General features: G+C 72.8%; 13 protein-coding genes. 7 read left to right on the forward strand and 6 right to left on the reverse strand.

Going from position 1 to position 13,998, the window contains the following annotated elements:
• Positions 1-162 precede the first annotated feature (162 nt).
• Complete coding sequence (locus tag OHA98_RS35810) at positions 163-327, forward strand: hypothetical protein (protein ID WP_266931879.1); 165 nt, start codon at positions 163-165, stop codon at positions 325-327.
• Between the two features lie 141 nt (positions 328-468).
• On the opposite strand, the gene OHA98_RS35815 is transcribed toward OHA98_RS35810, so the two are convergent.
• Positions 469-2,022 carry a FadD3 family acyl-CoA ligase gene (locus OHA98_RS35815; protein ID WP_266931881.1) on the reverse strand — a complete coding sequence of 518 codons (1,554 nt, stop codon included), beginning with the start codon at positions 2,020-2,022 and terminating at the stop codon, positions 469-471.
• Positions 2,023-2,125: 103 nt separating this feature from the next.
• Here OHA98_RS35815 and OHA98_RS35820 point away from each other — a divergent pair, with 103 nt between their 5' ends.
• The 3 genes from OHA98_RS35820 to OHA98_RS35830 are packed head-to-tail and all read left to right on the forward strand — an operon-like array spanning position 2,126 to position 4,513.
• Positions 2,126-3,274 (forward strand): lipid-transfer protein, encoded by a 1,149-nt coding sequence (locus tag OHA98_RS35820; protein WP_266931883.1) that lies wholly within the window; start codon positions 2,126-2,128, stop codon positions 3,272-3,274.
• Positions 3,275-3,283: 9 nt separating this feature from the next.
• On the forward strand, positions 3,284-3,733 hold the full coding sequence (locus OHA98_RS35825) for a Zn-ribbon domain-containing OB-fold protein (protein WP_266931884.1): 450 nt from the start codon (positions 3,284-3,286) through the stop codon (positions 3,731-3,733).
• Positions 3,734-3,736: 3 nt separating this feature from the next.
• Positions 3,737-4,513, forward strand: coding sequence for an enoyl-CoA hydratase/isomerase family protein (locus OHA98_RS35830; RefSeq protein WP_266931886.1), 777 nt, complete (start codon positions 3,737-3,739; stop codon positions 4,511-4,513).
• 42 nt (positions 4,514-4,555) lie between these two features.
• Here the strand turns inward: OHA98_RS35830 and OHA98_RS35835 are convergent, their stop codons facing one another.
• Positions 4,556-5,098 (reverse strand): hypothetical protein, encoded by a 543-nt coding sequence (locus OHA98_RS35835; protein WP_266931888.1) that lies wholly within the window; start codon positions 5,096-5,098, stop codon positions 4,556-4,558.
• Positions 5,099-5,326: 228 nt separating this feature from the next.
• On the opposite strand from OHA98_RS35835, the gene OHA98_RS35840 reads away from it, so the two are divergent.
• A complete protein-coding gene (locus tag OHA98_RS35840) occupies positions 5,327-6,019 on the forward strand; it encodes a hypothetical protein (protein ID WP_266931889.1) in 693 nt (230 codons plus the stop codon).
• Between the two features lie 24 nt (positions 6,020-6,043).
• Here OHA98_RS35840 and OHA98_RS35845 read toward each other — a convergent pair whose 3' ends face one another.
• Both OHA98_RS35845 and OHA98_RS35850 read right to left on the reverse strand, forming a co-directional pair.
• Positions 6,044-8,437 carry a serine/threonine-protein kinase gene (locus OHA98_RS35845; RefSeq protein ID WP_266931891.1) on the reverse strand — a complete coding sequence of 798 codons (2,394 nt, stop codon included), beginning with the start codon at positions 8,435-8,437 and terminating at the stop codon, positions 6,044-6,046.
• A gap of 280 nt (positions 8,438-8,717) precedes the next feature.
• Positions 8,718-9,530, reverse strand: coding sequence for a VOC family protein (locus tag OHA98_RS35850; protein ID WP_266931893.1), 813 nt, complete (start codon positions 9,528-9,530; stop codon positions 8,718-8,720).
• Between the two features lie 374 nt (positions 9,531-9,904).
• Here OHA98_RS35850 and OHA98_RS35855 point away from each other — a divergent pair, with 374 nt between their 5' ends.
• Positions 9,905-10,552, forward strand: coding sequence for a TetR family transcriptional regulator (locus OHA98_RS35855; protein WP_266931895.1), 648 nt, complete (start codon positions 9,905-9,907; stop codon positions 10,550-10,552).
• 345 nt (positions 10,553-10,897) lie between these two features.
• Here OHA98_RS35855 and OHA98_RS35860 read toward each other — a convergent pair whose 3' ends face one another.
• Positions 10,898-11,386 (reverse strand): nitroreductase family deazaflavin-dependent oxidoreductase, encoded by a 489-nt coding sequence (locus OHA98_RS35860; RefSeq protein WP_266931897.1) that lies wholly within the window; start codon positions 11,384-11,386, stop codon positions 10,898-10,900.
• Positions 11,386-12,591 carry an acyl-CoA dehydrogenase family protein gene (locus OHA98_RS35865; protein WP_266931898.1) on the reverse strand — a complete coding sequence of 402 codons (1,206 nt, stop codon included), beginning with the start codon at positions 12,589-12,591 and terminating at the stop codon, positions 11,386-11,388. Before OHA98_RS35865 ends, OHA98_RS35860 begins: the two co-directional genes overlap by 1 nt.
• A 202-nt stretch (positions 12,592-12,793) precedes the next feature.
• On the opposite strand from OHA98_RS35865, the gene OHA98_RS35870 reads away from it, so the two are divergent.
• A complete protein-coding gene (locus OHA98_RS35870; RefSeq protein ID WP_266931900.1) occupies positions 12,794-13,975 on the forward strand; it encodes an acetyl-CoA acetyltransferase in 1,182 nt (393 codons plus the stop codon).
• The last annotated feature ends 23 nt before the right edge of the window (positions 13,976-13,998 follow it).

The following is a 13,998-nucleotide window of genomic DNA, read 5'->3' on the forward strand; positions in this document are numbered from 1 at the left end:
TCGTACCTGTCGATCCGTCGCGTCGGGGGGCAGACGGGGCGACAGCGGCCACACCGATTAAGGTGAGCGGCCCGAAGAGGCCCGTCCGGCAGTGTTCGGGGGAACAGCCGGGCGGGCCTCGCCACCCATTGCGCAGTGCACGCAGAGAAGGAGTTGACCATCATGGCCGACGCCAAGAAGCAGGACCCGATCTTCAAGCCGGCGGACCAGCACGCCACGGGCGAACCCACGACGCCGGTCACGACTCAGGACCAGCACGCGACGGGTGAAGAAGTGACCACGCTGGACCAGCACGCCACGTCGGAGCCGTTCAAGCCGGCCAAGTAGACCTTCACCACACGGGGAACGGCCGCGGCGGCGCGGAGGGGGAGCCGTCGCGGCCGCCGTACATCCGCACACGGGGGACGCGGGTACGGAGAGCGGGGCCCGGACCGAAACGGTCCGGGCCCCGCTCGCGTGCGCGCGCCGCTACATGCCCCGCAGCTCGCCCTTCAGCACTTTTCCCCCGGCGTTGCGCGGCAGTTCGGTGACGAACTCCACCGACCGGGGCACCTTGAAGTTCGCCATCTCGCGGCGTGCCCAGGCGATCAGGTCGTCCGCGGTGACCGTCGTCCCCGGGCGCCGTACCGCGTACGCCTTGCCGACCTCGCCCAGCCGGGGGTCCGGGACGCCGATCACCGCCACGTCCGCCACGTCCGGGTGGAGGCCGAGGAGCTGCTCTATCTCGGCGGGGTAGGCGTTGAAGCCGCCGACGATGAACATGTCCTTGATCCGGTCCGTGATGCGGAGGTTGCCCGCCCCGTCGAGCACCCCCACGTCGCCGGTGCGGAGCCAGCCGTCGGGGGTGAGCGTGGCGGACGTGGTGTCCGGGTCCTCGAAGTAGCCCCGCATGACGTGGAAGCCGCGCACCAGGACCTCGCCGGGGCTGCCGGGTTCGGCCAGGACCCGGATCTCCGTACCGGGGATCGCCCGGCCGGAGGTGGTGGCGATGACCTCCGCCGGGTCGCCCCGCCGGCACATGGTGACGATGCCGCTCGCCTCGGAGAGGCCGTACGCCGTCAGGACGGTGGAGATGTGCAGTTCGGTGCGCAGCCGCTCCACCAGCCGGAGGGGGACGACCGCCGCGCCGGTGACCACCAGGCGCAGGGCGGAGAGATCGTGCGCCGCGCGGGAGGGATGGTCCAGCAGGGACTGGTGCAGGGTGGGCGGGCCCGGCAGGACCGAGATGCGCTCGGCGGCGATATTGGCCAGGGCCGTGTCCACGTTGAACACCGGCTGCGGCACCATCGTCGCGCCCCGCATCAGACAGGCGATGATGCCCGCCTTGTAGCCGAAGGTGTGGAAGAACGGGTTCACGATCAGATAGCGGTCGCCCTCGCGCAGACCGGCCAGCTCGCTCCAGATCGCGTAGCAGCGCAGCGTCTGGGCGTGTGTGATCACCGCGCCCTTGGGGCGGCCCGTGGTGCCCGAGGTGTAGATGATGTCGGACGGATCTTCGGGGGCGATCGCGTCGGCGCGGGCACGGACCTCCACGCGGGGGATCCGCTCGCCCCGCACCAGGAATTCCTTCCAGGTGACGTAGTCCTGCGGAGCGCTGTCGGCGAGGACCACCACGGTTTCCAGGTGCGGGAGTTCCACGTCCGAGCGGCGCAGCGAGGCGACGTACGACGTACCGAGGAACGTGCCCGTGACGAACAGCAGTTTCGCGCGGCTCCGCTGGAGTATGTACGCCGCTTCCGTGCCCTTGAACCGGGTGTTCAGCGGGACCAGCACCGCCCCCGCCGTCACCGCCCCCAGCGCGGAGACGATCCAGTCCAGGGTGTTCGGGGCCCAGATCGCGACCCGGTCCCCCGGCTCCACGCCCGAGGCCAGGCACGCGGCGGCGGCCCGTTCCACCTGCTCGCCCAGTTCGGTGTACGAGAGACGGGTGCGGCCCTCGGCCACCGCCTCCCGGTCGCCGTACCGCCCGGCCGCGTCCCGTACCAGCCCCGGGATGCTGCCCCACTCCTCGTCGCCACGCATCGCACGTCCTCCCGCCGAACCGAACCGCACTAGCTGACTATCCGTCAGATTAGCTGTAGCCTCTGGCGCTGTCAGCAGTCAGGACGTTCCGGGAGGTGCACGGATGGCGACGCTCAAGGACATGACGGCGATAGCCGGAATCGGACAGACGGCCTTCGCGAAACGGCTCCCCGAGTCCGAGAAGACCCTCGCCTGCCGCGCCATCGTGGCGGCTCTCGACGACGCGGGGATCGCCGCCTCGGAGGTCGACGCCTTCGCCTCGTACACGATGGAGGAGACCGACGAGGTCGAGATCGCCAAGGCCATCGGGGCCGGCGATGTCACCTTCTTCTCCAAGGCCGGTTACGGGGGCGGGGGTTCCTGCGCGACCGTCGCGCATCTGGCCGCCGCCGTCGCCACCGGACAGGCGAGCGTCGGAGTGGCCTGGCGGTCCCGGAAACGGGGCTCGGGTCCGAGGCCCTGGAAGAACACCGCCGTACAGCTGCCCACCCCCGCCCAGTGGACCCGCCCCTACGGGCTGCTGCGTCCGGCCGACGAGATCGGCATGCTGGCCCGGCGGTACATGCACGAGTACGGGGCCACCCGCGACCATCTCTTCAACGTCGCGCTCGCCTGCCGCAACCGGGCCAACCAGAACCCCGGCGCGATGATGTACGAACGGCCGCTGACCCGGGAGATGTACATGACCTCCCGCTGGATCAGCGATCCGCTCTGCCTCTTCGACAACTGCCTGGAGACCGACGGGGCGCTGGCCTGCGTCATCGTCTCCGCCGAACGCGCCCGCGACTGCCGGCAGAGGCCCGTGTTCATCCACTCCGTCGCCCAGGGCCTGCCCGCCCAGCACCACGGCATGGTCAACTACTGGAACGACGACCCGCTCACCGGCCCCGCCTGGACTGCGGCCCGGCAGCTGTGGAAGCAGGCCGACTTCGGGCCGGGCGACGTCGATGTCGCGCAGATCTACGACGCGTTCACCCCGCTGATCCCGCTCTCCCTGGAGGGCTACGGCTTCTGCGGGCGCGGCGAGGGCGCCGCGTTCACCGAGGGCGGGGCGCTGGAGAGCGGCGGCCGGCTGCCCATCAACACCGGGGGCGGCGGCCTCAGCGAGGCGTATGTGCACGGCTTCAACCTGATCACCGAGGGGGTCAAGCAGCTGCGCGGGACCTCCACCGCCCAGGTGCCCGATGCCGCCACCTGCCTGGTCACCGCCGGTGAGGGCGTGCCCACCTCCGCCGTACTGCTGAGGAGCTGAGGAGCCGAGATGCAGACCCCCGATTCCCTGCTGCTGCCCGTCGTCGACGAGGACGGGGCGCCCTTCTGGGAGTACGCCGCCGCCGGTGAGCTCCGCGTCCAGGCCTGCGCCTCCCCCGCCTGCGGCGAACTGCGCTTCCCGCCCCGGCCCTGCTGCCCGCACTGCCAGTCCTTCGACAGCGAGTGGCGGGCGATGAGCGGACGCGGCCGCATCTGGTCGTATGTGCTGCCGCACCCGCCGCTGCTCCCGGCGTACGCCGAACAGGCCCCGTACAACGCGGTCGTGGTGGAGCTGACCGACGCCCCGCACATCCGGCTGGTCGGCAATGTGGTGTCCGGGCCGGCGGCCCCGCTGAACTCCGTGGATCCGGGGCGGCTGCGGATCGGCGCGGCGGTACGGGCCGTCTTCTGCCCCCTCACGCCGGAGATGACCGTGGTCCGCTGGCTGCTGGAGCGCTGAGCGATGACGCTGCGCACGGAGAGGGACCGGGAGACCGGGGTCGCCGTGGTCACCCTGGACCGGCCGGAGAAGCTGAACGCCATCGACCTCGCCATGGCGGGTGACCTGGCCGCCCGCTGGCGGGACTTCCGCTTCGACGAGAGCGTGCGGGCCGTCGTCCTCACCGGGGCGGGCGGCCGGGCCTTCTGCACCGGGATCGACCGGGGCGCCGAGGTTCCGCAGCCGTCGTCCCCGTACTCCCTCGACGATCCGCTGCTGAGGATCGGGCCGAAGGCGAACGACCTGTGGAAACCGGTGATCGCGGCCGTGGAGGGGATGGCCTGCGGCGGCGCCTTCTATCTGCTGGGCGAGGCCGAGTTCGTCGTGGCCTCGGAGGAGGCGACCTTCTTCGACCCGCACACGACGTACGGAATGGTCAGCGCCTACGAGGCGATCACCATGGCCCAGCGGATGCCGTTCGGGGAGGTGGCCCGGATGTCCCTGATGGGCACGGCCGAACGGGTGACGGCCCGTCGTGCGTACGAGACCGGGCTGGTCAGCGAGATCACCCCGGCCGGTGGCGCGGTGGCGGCGGCGGTCCGGGCGGCGGCCACGATCGCCTCGTACCCGACGGACGCGGTCCAGGGCACCGTACGGGCGGTGTGGTCCGCGAAGGAGGCGGCCCGCACCCAGGCCATGGCACAGGCTCCGCACCTCATCGCGCTCGGCAATCTGGCGCCGGAGCGGCAGGCGGAGCTGTTCGCGGGACGGGGCGGGGGCGGGGCTCCCCGGCTGCGGTGAGCGCGCCCGCTCCCCGCCCCGTCGTTCGGGGGCGCCCCGCCGTCAGGGGCGCGGCTCCGCCGTGACCCGGCAGCGCTTCACCTTGGACACCTTGCGGGGGCTGTCCATGCGCACGGCGAGGTCCTTGACGTCGCCGTGGTCGAGCGTCGCGGTGGTCCCGGCGGAGTCGACGGTGTTGCCGAGGGCGTCGAGGAACGTCACCTCGACCTCGTACGTCTGCGAGCCGACCGCCGTGGACCTCAGCTCCACGACGGACGAGGTGACGGCCTTGCGCTTGCCCTTGCGGGGCTGGGCGCAGCGGACGACCCGGACCTCGGGGGCGTCGGACGCCGTGGCGGTGGGGGTCGGCGTCCCGTAGTCGGTGCCGCCGGAGGAACTGCTCGACGAGCTGTCGTAGTCGTCGTCGGTGTCGTGGTAACCGCCGTTGCTCTTCTTGGAGTTGGAGCAGCCGCCACCGCCCGAGCCGCTGCTCTTCCCGCTGCGGCTCTTGCCGCCCTTGCCCCCGCTGCTGGAGGTCGAGAATCCGGTGAGTGCCAGCACCACCACGACCAGGACCGCCGCGAACCTCATACGCCGCCGCACCATCGATGCAGCCCCCCTTGTGTTGTCGTCTTCCGCTGCTCCGCCGTCTTCTCCCGCCCACAGCATGGCGGCCGAAGACCCAAGACCAAGTCATGACCCTGTCACGGTCCCGTCATGGTCCGTGTGGCGGGGGTGACCTGCCGGGCGTAGCGTCGTCCGGGGGCCGGGCGTGGACGCCGACGGGCGCCGCGCGCCGCAGGCACATACGGCGAGCGCCGCAGGAGGCTGATGATGATCCGCAACGTCCTCGGCTCCGTCGTCGCCCTCATCGGAGCGGCGGGCGCCGTCCAGAGCCCGTTCAGACGCTGGTACGACAGCCGGCTCGGCCACGACTACCGCATCCAGGACCTCTTCGGCGGAATCACCGCCACCTCGTCCGCGGTCATGTCCTCGATCCTGCTGCCGTTCCTGTTCGCCGCACTGGTGGTGGTGGTCGGAGTGATCCTCCGGTCGCGGCCGCTGGTGGCGTTCGCGGGCGTGGTGGTGCTCGGCTTCACCGTGCTGTGGATGGTCCGCCAGGGCCAGGCGGCGGGCAGCCTGGCGGTGGCCTCGGACGGGTCCGGGCTGCAGTGGGGGGTGGCGGGCGCGCTGGCCGGCGGGGTGCTGATCCTGCTGGGGGCGCTGCTGATGTCGGGGCGGCCGAAGCGGGTGGCGCGGCGTACGGAGCCCTATCCCGCGCCCGGCCAGGAGCACCCGGACACCTGGCCGCCCACGCAGGAGCCGGGGATGTCCGCGCAGACGTCGCCCTGGCCGGAACCGGAGCCGGAGCCGTACACCGGGCCGGACCCCAGGGACCCCAGGGACCCCAGCCACTCCCGGGACCCCGGCGACGTTCAGGGCTCCGGGGACGTTCAGGGCTCCGGGGACGCGAACCGGCCTCCGCAGCAGCCGCCGCAACAGCCGCCGCAGCCGCCTCAGAGCTGACCGCACAGCCTCCGCGGAGCCGGACTACGCGCGGGCCTTGTTCCCCGTGCCGGTGCCCTTGAGCGCGTCCAGCGCGTACACGCACCGGTCCTTGCTGCAGGCGTACACGACACCCGCCCGCGCGACCGGTGAGCCCGTGATCTCGCCGCCCGTGGCGAGCTTCCAGCGGAGCTGGCCGCCCGCCGCGTCCAGGGTGTACAGCACATGGTCGGCGGAGCCGAAGTGCACACGGCCGTCGGCGACGACCGGGGCGCCCACGACATCGCCGCCCGCGGCGAACCGCCACTTCGGGGTGCCCGTCACCGCGTCCAGGGTGTACAGCGCGCTGCCGCTGCCCACATGCACGTTCCCGGCCGTGACCAGCACGGGTTCGATGGACTGCCGGGCCTCCGTGGCGATCCGCCAGCGGTCCTTGCCGGTCGACGCGTCGAGCGCGTACACCGTGCCGAGGTAGTCGGCGAGGTACACCCCGCCCCCGGTGACCGCGGGGCCGGGCGCGAACGCGGGCGGCGACAGGAAGACGGCGGGCGACTCGAAGTGCCAGCTCACCCGGCCCGAGTCCGTGTCGACGGCCAGCACCCGTGTCCCCGCCGCGATGTAGACGTATCCGTCGGGGGCCGGGGTCACCCGGACCGGGACACCGCCGCAGGAGGCCGCGTCGCCGATGGGGTACGACCAGCGCTCCAGGCCGCTGCGGGCGTCCACGGCCCGCAGCCGGGCGTCCTGCCACAGATACACCGTGCCGTCGTGTATCACGGGCCCGGACTCCGGCGTCTCGAAGTCCGCCTGGACGCCCGTGACCTCCCACAGCTTCTCGCCGCTGGACGCCTCCCACGCCTGGACGCCGCCGCCCCGGGTGGCCGTCAGGACGGTGCCCCGGTCGGCCTTCAGGCAGTACACCCAGGCGTCGGTCCGCAGCCGCCACTGTTCGGCACCGCTCGCCGCGTCCAGCGCGTACAGCGACGGGCCGTCCGAGGCGTGGATCCTGCCCCCGTCGACGGCCATCGCCCAGGCCACGTCCCGGGTCTTGAACTGGCGCCGGCCATTGCCCACGTCCAGCGCGTGCACCTCGAAGGACGTCACGTACAGCAGGTCGCCGGAGACGATGGGCGTCCCCCACACATCGTTCGACATGCGAAAACGCCAGGGCCGCCAGCGGTCCGGCACCACGTCCGGCGCGACGGCCGGGGGCGGCACCGGGGCGGTCGGGGCCGTCTGCCCGGTGGCCCCTCCGATCAGCCCGGCGGGCGCCCTGACCCAGCCGGTGGCCGCCGCCGGATGCGCGGCGGCGGCACCGCGCCCCTCCCCGGCACGTGGACCGGGACCGATCGGCACCTGCGCCCCGGCCAGCCGCACCGGGCCGCCGTCGGGTGCCGGGGACGACATGGGGGCGGGCGAGGAGAGCGGGGTGGGGGAGCGCAGATCGGCGTCGCTGCGCCATCCGGTGTCCGGGGCGCGCGGCGGACGCGGGGGCGGCGGGGGTGCGGCCACCGGGGCGGGGGCGACCGGCGCGGCGGTACGGCCGCCGCCCCGGCGCTGCTCGATCATCGCGGTGGCCCGCGCGGGCAGCCAGGCCGACGCCGTACCGCTGTCGTCGCTCCCGGAGGCGAACAGGTGCGGGGCGAGCCTGGCCTGGAGGTCGGCGGGGCTGGGCCGCAGCGAGGCGTCCATCTGCATGCAGGACTCGATCAGCGGCCGCAGGTCGTCCGGCAGCCCCTCGGTGTCCGGGCCCTCCCGGAGCAGCATGAACACTGTTTCGACCGGGTTCGCCCCGTGGAACGGGGCATGGCCGGTGGCGGCGAAGACGAGTGTCGAGCCGAGCGAGAAGATGTCGCTGGCACCGGTCACGCTGCGCGAGTCGCGCGCCTGCTCGGGAGACATGTAGGCGGGGGTGCCCACGGCGACGTTCGTCATGGTCAGCCGGGTGTTGGAGACGCCGGACGCGATACCGAAGTCGATCACCCGGGGGCCGTCCTCGACGACCAGGACGTTGGACGGCTTCAGGTCGCGGTGGACGAGGCCCGCGCCGTGGATGGACTGGAGGGCCTCGGCGATCCCGGCGGCCAGCCAGTGCACGGCCTGGGTCGGCATGGGCCCGCACTCGTTCACTATCTCCTCGAGGGAGGGCGCGGGCACATAGGCGGTGGCCAGCCACGGCACGGCGGCACGGGGGTCGGCGTCGACCACGGCGGCCGTGTAGAAACCGCTGACGGCGCGGGCGGCCTCCACCTCACGCGTGAAGCGGACCCGGAACAGCTGGTCCTCGGCGAGCTCCGTACGGACCGTCTTGATCGCCACCCGTCGGCCGGATGCCGAGCGCGCGAGATAGACCAGCCCCATGCCGCCGGCGCCGAGCCGTCCCAGCACCTCGAACGGGCCGATCCGCCTCGGGTCGTGCTGCGTCAGCTGCTCCACCACTTGCCTGCCACCTCCCCGTACGGACCTCAGGAACAGAAGCCCGCGTATTCCCGCCCTGTGCAGCGTCTCACCACTGGGCACCACCTGGCGGTGCGCACCCCGATTCTTCCTGGCTCGGGTGCCGGTTGCGAACCCGGGGGCGGATCAGGGTGTCTCATGTCACTTCGCCCGCTATCCGCACACAACGGCCGTCGAAGTGATTTCGGAAGCCGTTCGGATCACGGAAGCCGTGCGGGATCGGTTCCGGCGGCCGTTCGGGGGACACGGAAGCCGTCGGTGGTCACGGGAGCAGTTCGGAGGGCTGGAGTACGGCGAAGGCGGCGCCCTGGTCGTCGTGGAGGACGGCCATCCGCCCGTACGGGATGTCGAACGGCGGCGCGGTGACCCGGCCGCCGAGGTGTACGGCGGTCTCGACGGTCCGGTCGCAGTCGGCGACGGCGAAGTGGATGAGGAAGTGGCTGGGCATCTCGGCGGGGAAGGCGTCCGTGATGACACTGCGCCCCCCGACCGCGGTGTCGGGGCCGGGTTCGGTGCCCGCCGGGGACCACAGCCGGAAGTCGACGAGTGATTCGGCGGTGCCGGAGGCGTCGCCGCCCGCCGCCTCGTCCAGGTCGGTGCCCCGGAAGCCGAAGACCTTCTCGTAGAAGGGGTCGACACGTTCCGGCTGCCGTGTGTAGACCTCGGTCCAGCAGAAGGTGCCCGGCTCGTTCTGCGCCTCGAAGCCGGCACGGTCACCCGCCTGCCACAGCCCGAAGACCGCACCGCCGGGGTCGGCGGCCTGCGCCACGATCCCGGCACGCCCCGCGTGCACCGGCTCGGTGATCACCTGGCCGCCCGCCGCCCGGATCGCGGTGACGGTCGCCCGGATGTCGTCGGTGGAGAAGTAGACACCCCAGGCGGTGGGCATCCGGCCGTCGCTCTTCGCGGCGAGGGCCGCCACGAGACGGCCGTCGCTGTAGGCGTCGGCGAAGGGCATGCCGTCGCCCGCCCGGAAGGTCCAGCCGAAGAGCCCGCCGTAGAAGCGCTTGCCCGCTTCGAGGTCGGAGAGCTGCACATCCACCCAGCACGGCGCGGAGTGCGCGAATGCGGCCATGGGCCCGGATCCTTCCGTCGCAGTGACGCCCGTCACAGTCAACGTAACGTCGCACCCCGCACTCCGCGCCCCGGCGCACTCCTGACGCACCCGGCCGGTCGCGACGGGGCTCCGGCCCACCCGCGGCGGACATCCGGCCCGCGCATAGAGAACATTCGCCCGAATCGTGAAGATCCAGCACCCCTGTGGACGAAAGTTGTCCACCGAAGTTGTCCACAGGCTGTTGATAACACTAATGCCCGCCGGGCGGCACACACCGGAAGATGCCGTTCCGGAAAGTCCCGGACGCCTCCGCGCACCCCTCCGGTCCTGCGGCGTTCCCCATTTGCAGTCGGCCGAATCGCGCTCCGATCACCCCTCGGTAAGCTGACGGCATGACAGGACAAGTACGCACCGTCGACGGCCGCGTGGCCGGACGACGCGGCCAGGCGACGCGGCAGAAGCTGCTCGACTGCCTCAGCGAGATGCTCAGCTCCTCGCCGTACCGGGACGTCAAAGTCATCGACGTCGCCCGGAAGGCCGGGACTTCACCCGCGACTTTCTACCAGTACTTCCCCGACGTCGAGGGCGCCGTCCTCGAAATCGCCGAGGAAATGGCCAAGGAGGGCGCCGGACTGACCGAACTGGTCGCTGGCCGCTCCTGGGTCGGCAAGGCCGGCTGGCAGACCTCCGAAGAACTGGTCGAAGGATTCCTCGACTTCTGGCGCCGCCACGACGCGATCCTGCGCGTGGTCGACCTCGGTGCGGCCGAGGGCGACAAGCGGTTCTACAAGATCCGCATGAAGATCCTGAACTCGGTCACCAACTCCCTCACCGATTCGGTCAAGGAGCTCCAGGCCAAGGGCAAGGTCGACAAGGACATCAGCCCCGCGGCGATGGCGGGCTCACTGGTCGCGATGCTGGCCTCGGTCGCCTCGCACCAGAAGGGCTTCACCACCTGGGGTGTGAAGCAGGCCGAACTGAAGCCCAACCTGGCCCTGTTGGTCCATCTGGGCATCACCGGCAAGAAACCGACGAGGTAGGCACCGGCACCGGACACCCTCGCTCGCACCGGGCGCGCACGGCAGTCCCGGGTGCCCCAGGTCCTGTCTCACCGACGGCGGATCACGCATGTGGTCCGCCGTCGGCGTTCCCGAACCGCGCGCCGGTCCAGGGAACTTCCGCGGCCGCCGGCCCTCCCCCTGCCGCGGACAGGAACCTCGGCGTGACGCCCGGCCCCGTCACCCGCCCACCGAGGCCTCGGCGGCCCGCGTCACACCCGGCCGGTCACCCTCCCACCGCCCCACCGCCGCCCCACCGCCGCTCCACCACCGCTCCACCACCGCTCCACCACCGCTCCACCACCACTCCACCGGCGGTCCGCTCCGTCACGCGTCCTCCCGCCGCTCCACCCGGAAGAGCCGGATCTCCCGCTCCACCCGTGCCTGGTACGCCGCGTAGGGCGGCCAGAACCGCAGCGCCACCTGCCACACCTCGGCCCGCTCCCCGCCCTGGAGCAGCCGGGCGCGCACCGGTACGTCCCGGCCCTTCCAGTTGACGACGGCCGCGTCCGGGTGGGCCAGCAGATTCGCAGTCCAGGCCGGATGTCCCGTACGGCCGAAGTTGCTGCCGACCAGGATCCAGCTGCGGTCCGCCCCGCCCTCCGGCATGCAGGCCAGCGGTGTGGTCCGCGGCTGCCCGCTCCGCGCCCCCGGCACCGTCAGGATCAGCCCCGGCAGCATCCGGGAGCTGAGCAGCACCCTGCCCCGGGTGAGCCGGTGCACGGCGCGGTCCATCGCGGGGACCACGTGCGGGGCGATCCGCGCGAAGGCACGGGTGGAGGAGATTTTCTGGATCAGCCGGACGCCGCGGGCCATCAGACCGCCACCCCGCGCCCGGCGGTGTCCGGCGCGAACAGGCCCGCCTGCCGCGCCGCGTGGTCGCGCAGCCGGTGGACGGGGCCGAAGAGCAGTTCGTCGGAGGCGGCCCGCTTGAAGTAGAGGTGCGCCTCGTGTTCCCAGGTGAAGCCGATGCCGCCGTGCAGTTGGATGGCCTCCGACGTGGTGACCCGCAGCGCCTCCAGCGCCTGGGCGAGCGCCAGCCCGCCCGCCGCCGGGTCCCAGGCCGCGTAGTAGGCCGCCGAGCGGGCCGCCTGCACCTGGACGTACAGGTCGGCCAGCCGGTGTTTCACCGCCTGGAACGAGCCGATGGGCCGGCCGAACTGTTCGCGTTCCCCGGCATACGCGACGGTCCGGTCCAGCGCGCTCTCCGCGGCCCCGACCGCCTCGGCGGCCAGCACGGCGGCGACCGTACGGCCGGCCTCGGCCAGCGCACCCGCGGCGTCCGTGGTGTCGTCGGCGCCGAGGAGTTCGGCGGAGGTGTCGCGCAGTTCGACCCGGGCGAGCGGTCTGGTGCCGTCCATCGCGGTCTGCCGGGTGCGGACGAGGCCGGCCGCCGACGCGGCGGGCACGAGGAACAGGAGCGTACGGCTGCGGGGGAAGCCTCCGGTGTGGGCGGCGACCAGCAGCAGCCCGGCGCTGTGGCCGTCGAGCACCTGGGCGGCCTCCCCGTACAGCCGCCAGCCCCCCTCGCTCCCGCCGTCGTCCGGCCGGGCCTGGATGCCGCCGGCCCGGCCGCCGCCCGCCCACTGCCCGCCGGCGTTGTCGCCGGTCAGGCCCAGGGCGGTGGCCAGGGAGCCGCCGGGAACCGCGAGGGCGGCGGTCAGGGCGCCCTCGGCGATGCGGGGCAGCAGGGCGGTGCGCTGGGCCTCGGTGCCGAGCCGGGCGATCAGGGGTGCGGCGAGCACGGAGGTGGCCAGCAGGGGGGAGGGCAGCAGGGCGCGGCCCGCCTCCTCGCAGGCGAGGGCCAGTTCGGCGGTGCCGCAGCCGACGCCGCCGTACGCCTCGGGCAGCGCGATCCCGGGCAGCCCCAGCTCCCGGGCGAGCCGGTGCCACAGGGCCTCGTCGTAGCCGGGTGCGGTGTCCGCGGCGGCGCGGACCTCGCCGGGTCCGCAGTGGGTGACCAGGAGTGCGCGCAGGGTGCGGCGGATCTCGTGCTGCTCCGCGGTGAAGGCGGCGTCCATCTCGGGCTCCTTCCCCTCGGGAGCCGGCGGCCCCCGATCTGACGGTCCGTCATGTTAGGCGGGAAGTGGCGAGAATCCCAGACTGCCGCACCACGCGCACCCCCGCACCCCCGCGCCCACCTCCGCCCCCGCGCACCCACGCCGCGAGAACGCGGCCTCCACGGAGGCCGCACCCGACCGCATCTGATGTACCGTCAGATTCATGCCTTCCTCACCCTCCTCCCCCCCGCGCAAGGTCGCTGTCGTCGGCATATCCCTCGCGGACTGCGGACGCGTCGACGGGCCCACCCCGTACGCCCTGCACGCCCAGGCCGCCCGCCGGGCACTGGCCGACTCGGGCCTGGACCGCTCGGTCGTCGACGGCTTCGCCTCGGCCGGTCTGGGCACGCTCGCCCCGGTCGAGGTCGCCGAGTACCTGGGCCTCAAGCCCACCTGGGTGGACTCCACGGCGGTCGGCGGCGCGACCTGGGAGGTGATGGCGGCGCACGCGGCGGACGCCATCGCCGCCGGTCGCGCCAACGCCGTACTCCTGGTCTACGGGTCCACGGCCAGGGCCGACATCAAGGCGGGCCGCCGCACGTCGAACCTGTCGTTCGGGGCGCGCGGCCCGCTCCAGTTCGAGGTGCCGTACGGGCACTCGCTGATCGCCAAGTACGCGATGGCCGCCCGCCGCCACATGCACGAGTACGGCACGACGCTGGAACAGCTCGCCGAGGTGGCGGTGCGGGCGCGGGCGAACGCGGCGGCCAACCCGGACGCGATGTTCCGGGACCCCATCACGGTGGACGACGTGCTGTCCGGCCCGATGATCGCGGACCCGTTCACCAAACTGCACTGCTGCGTCCGCAGCGACGGTGGCTGCGCGGTGCTGCTGGCGGCGGCGGAGTACGTACCGGACACGGCGAAGGCCCCGGTGTGGGTCCTCGGCACCGGGGAGCACGTCTCGCACTCCACCATGTCCGAGTGGGAGGACTTCACCGTCTCCCCCGCCGCCGTATCGGGCCGGCTGGCCTTCGAACGGGCCGGGGTGCGGCCCGCCGACATCGACCTCGCCGAGATCTACGACGCGTTCACCTATATGACGCTGGTGACGCTGGAGGACCTGGGGTTCTGCGCCAAGGGCGAGGGCGGCGCGTTCGTGGAGAAGGGCCGGACGGGCCTGACGGGCGAGCTGCCGGTGAACACGGACGGCGGCGGCCTCTCCGCCTGTCACCCCGGGATGCGCGGGCTGTTCCTGCTGGTGGAGGCAGTACGGCAACTGCGCGGCGAGGCGGGCGAGCGCCAGGTGAGACGCGCGGGCGGGCGGCTGCCGGAGCTGGCGGTGGCCTCGGGGACGGGCGGTTGGTTCTGCTCGTCGGGGACGGTGGTCCTGGGGCGGGGCTGAGGGGAACGGGACTGAGGGGAACG

Source organism: Streptomyces sp. NBC_00654, from assembly GCF_026341775.1.
Classification (GTDB): Bacteria; Actinomycetota; Actinomycetes; order Streptomycetales; family Streptomycetaceae; genus Streptomyces.

Bases quoted from the DNA above. Each gene is read 5' to 3' on its own strand.
- OHA98_RS35815 (WP_266931881.1), bottom strand. From the start codon at position 2,022: ATGCGTGGCGACGAGGAGTGGGGCAGCATCCCGGGGCTGGTACGGGAC.
- OHA98_RS35835 (WP_266931888.1), bottom strand. From the start codon at position 5,098: ATGGTGCGGCGGCGTATGAGGTTCGCGGCGGTCCTGGTCGTGGTGGTG.
- OHA98_RS35825 (WP_266931884.1), top strand. From the start codon at position 3,284: ATGCAGACCCCCGATTCCCTGCTGCTGCCCGTCGTCGACGAGGACGGG.
- OHA98_RS35865 (WP_266931898.1), bottom strand. From the start codon at position 12,591: ATGGACGCCGCCTTCACCGCGGAGCAGCACGAGATCCGCCGCACCCTG.
- OHA98_RS35830 (WP_266931886.1), top strand. From the start codon at position 3,737: ATGACGCTGCGCACGGAGAGGGACCGGGAGACCGGGGTCGCCGTGGTC.
- OHA98_RS35850 (WP_266931893.1), bottom strand. From the start codon at position 9,530: ATGGCCGCATTCGCGCACTCCGCGCCGTGCTGGGTGGATGTGCAGCTC.
- OHA98_RS35810 (WP_266931879.1), top strand. From the start codon at position 163: ATGGCCGACGCCAAGAAGCAGGACCCGATCTTCAAGCCGGCGGACCAG.
- OHA98_RS35820 (WP_266931883.1), top strand. From the start codon at position 2,126: ATGGCGACGCTCAAGGACATGACGGCGATAGCCGGAATCGGACAGACG.
- OHA98_RS35840 (WP_266931889.1), top strand. From the start codon at position 5,327: ATGATCCGCAACGTCCTCGGCTCCGTCGTCGCCCTCATCGGAGCGGCG.
- OHA98_RS35860 (WP_266931897.1), bottom strand. From the start codon at position 11,386: ATGGCCCGCGGCGTCCGGCTGATCCAGAAAATCTCCTCCACCCGTGCC.
- OHA98_RS35870 (WP_266931900.1), top strand. From the start codon at position 12,794: ATGCCTTCCTCACCCTCCTCCCCCCCGCGCAAGGTCGCTGTCGTCGGC.
- OHA98_RS35855 (WP_266931895.1), top strand. From the start codon at position 9,905: ATGACAGGACAAGTACGCACCGTCGACGGCCGCGTGGCCGGACGACGC.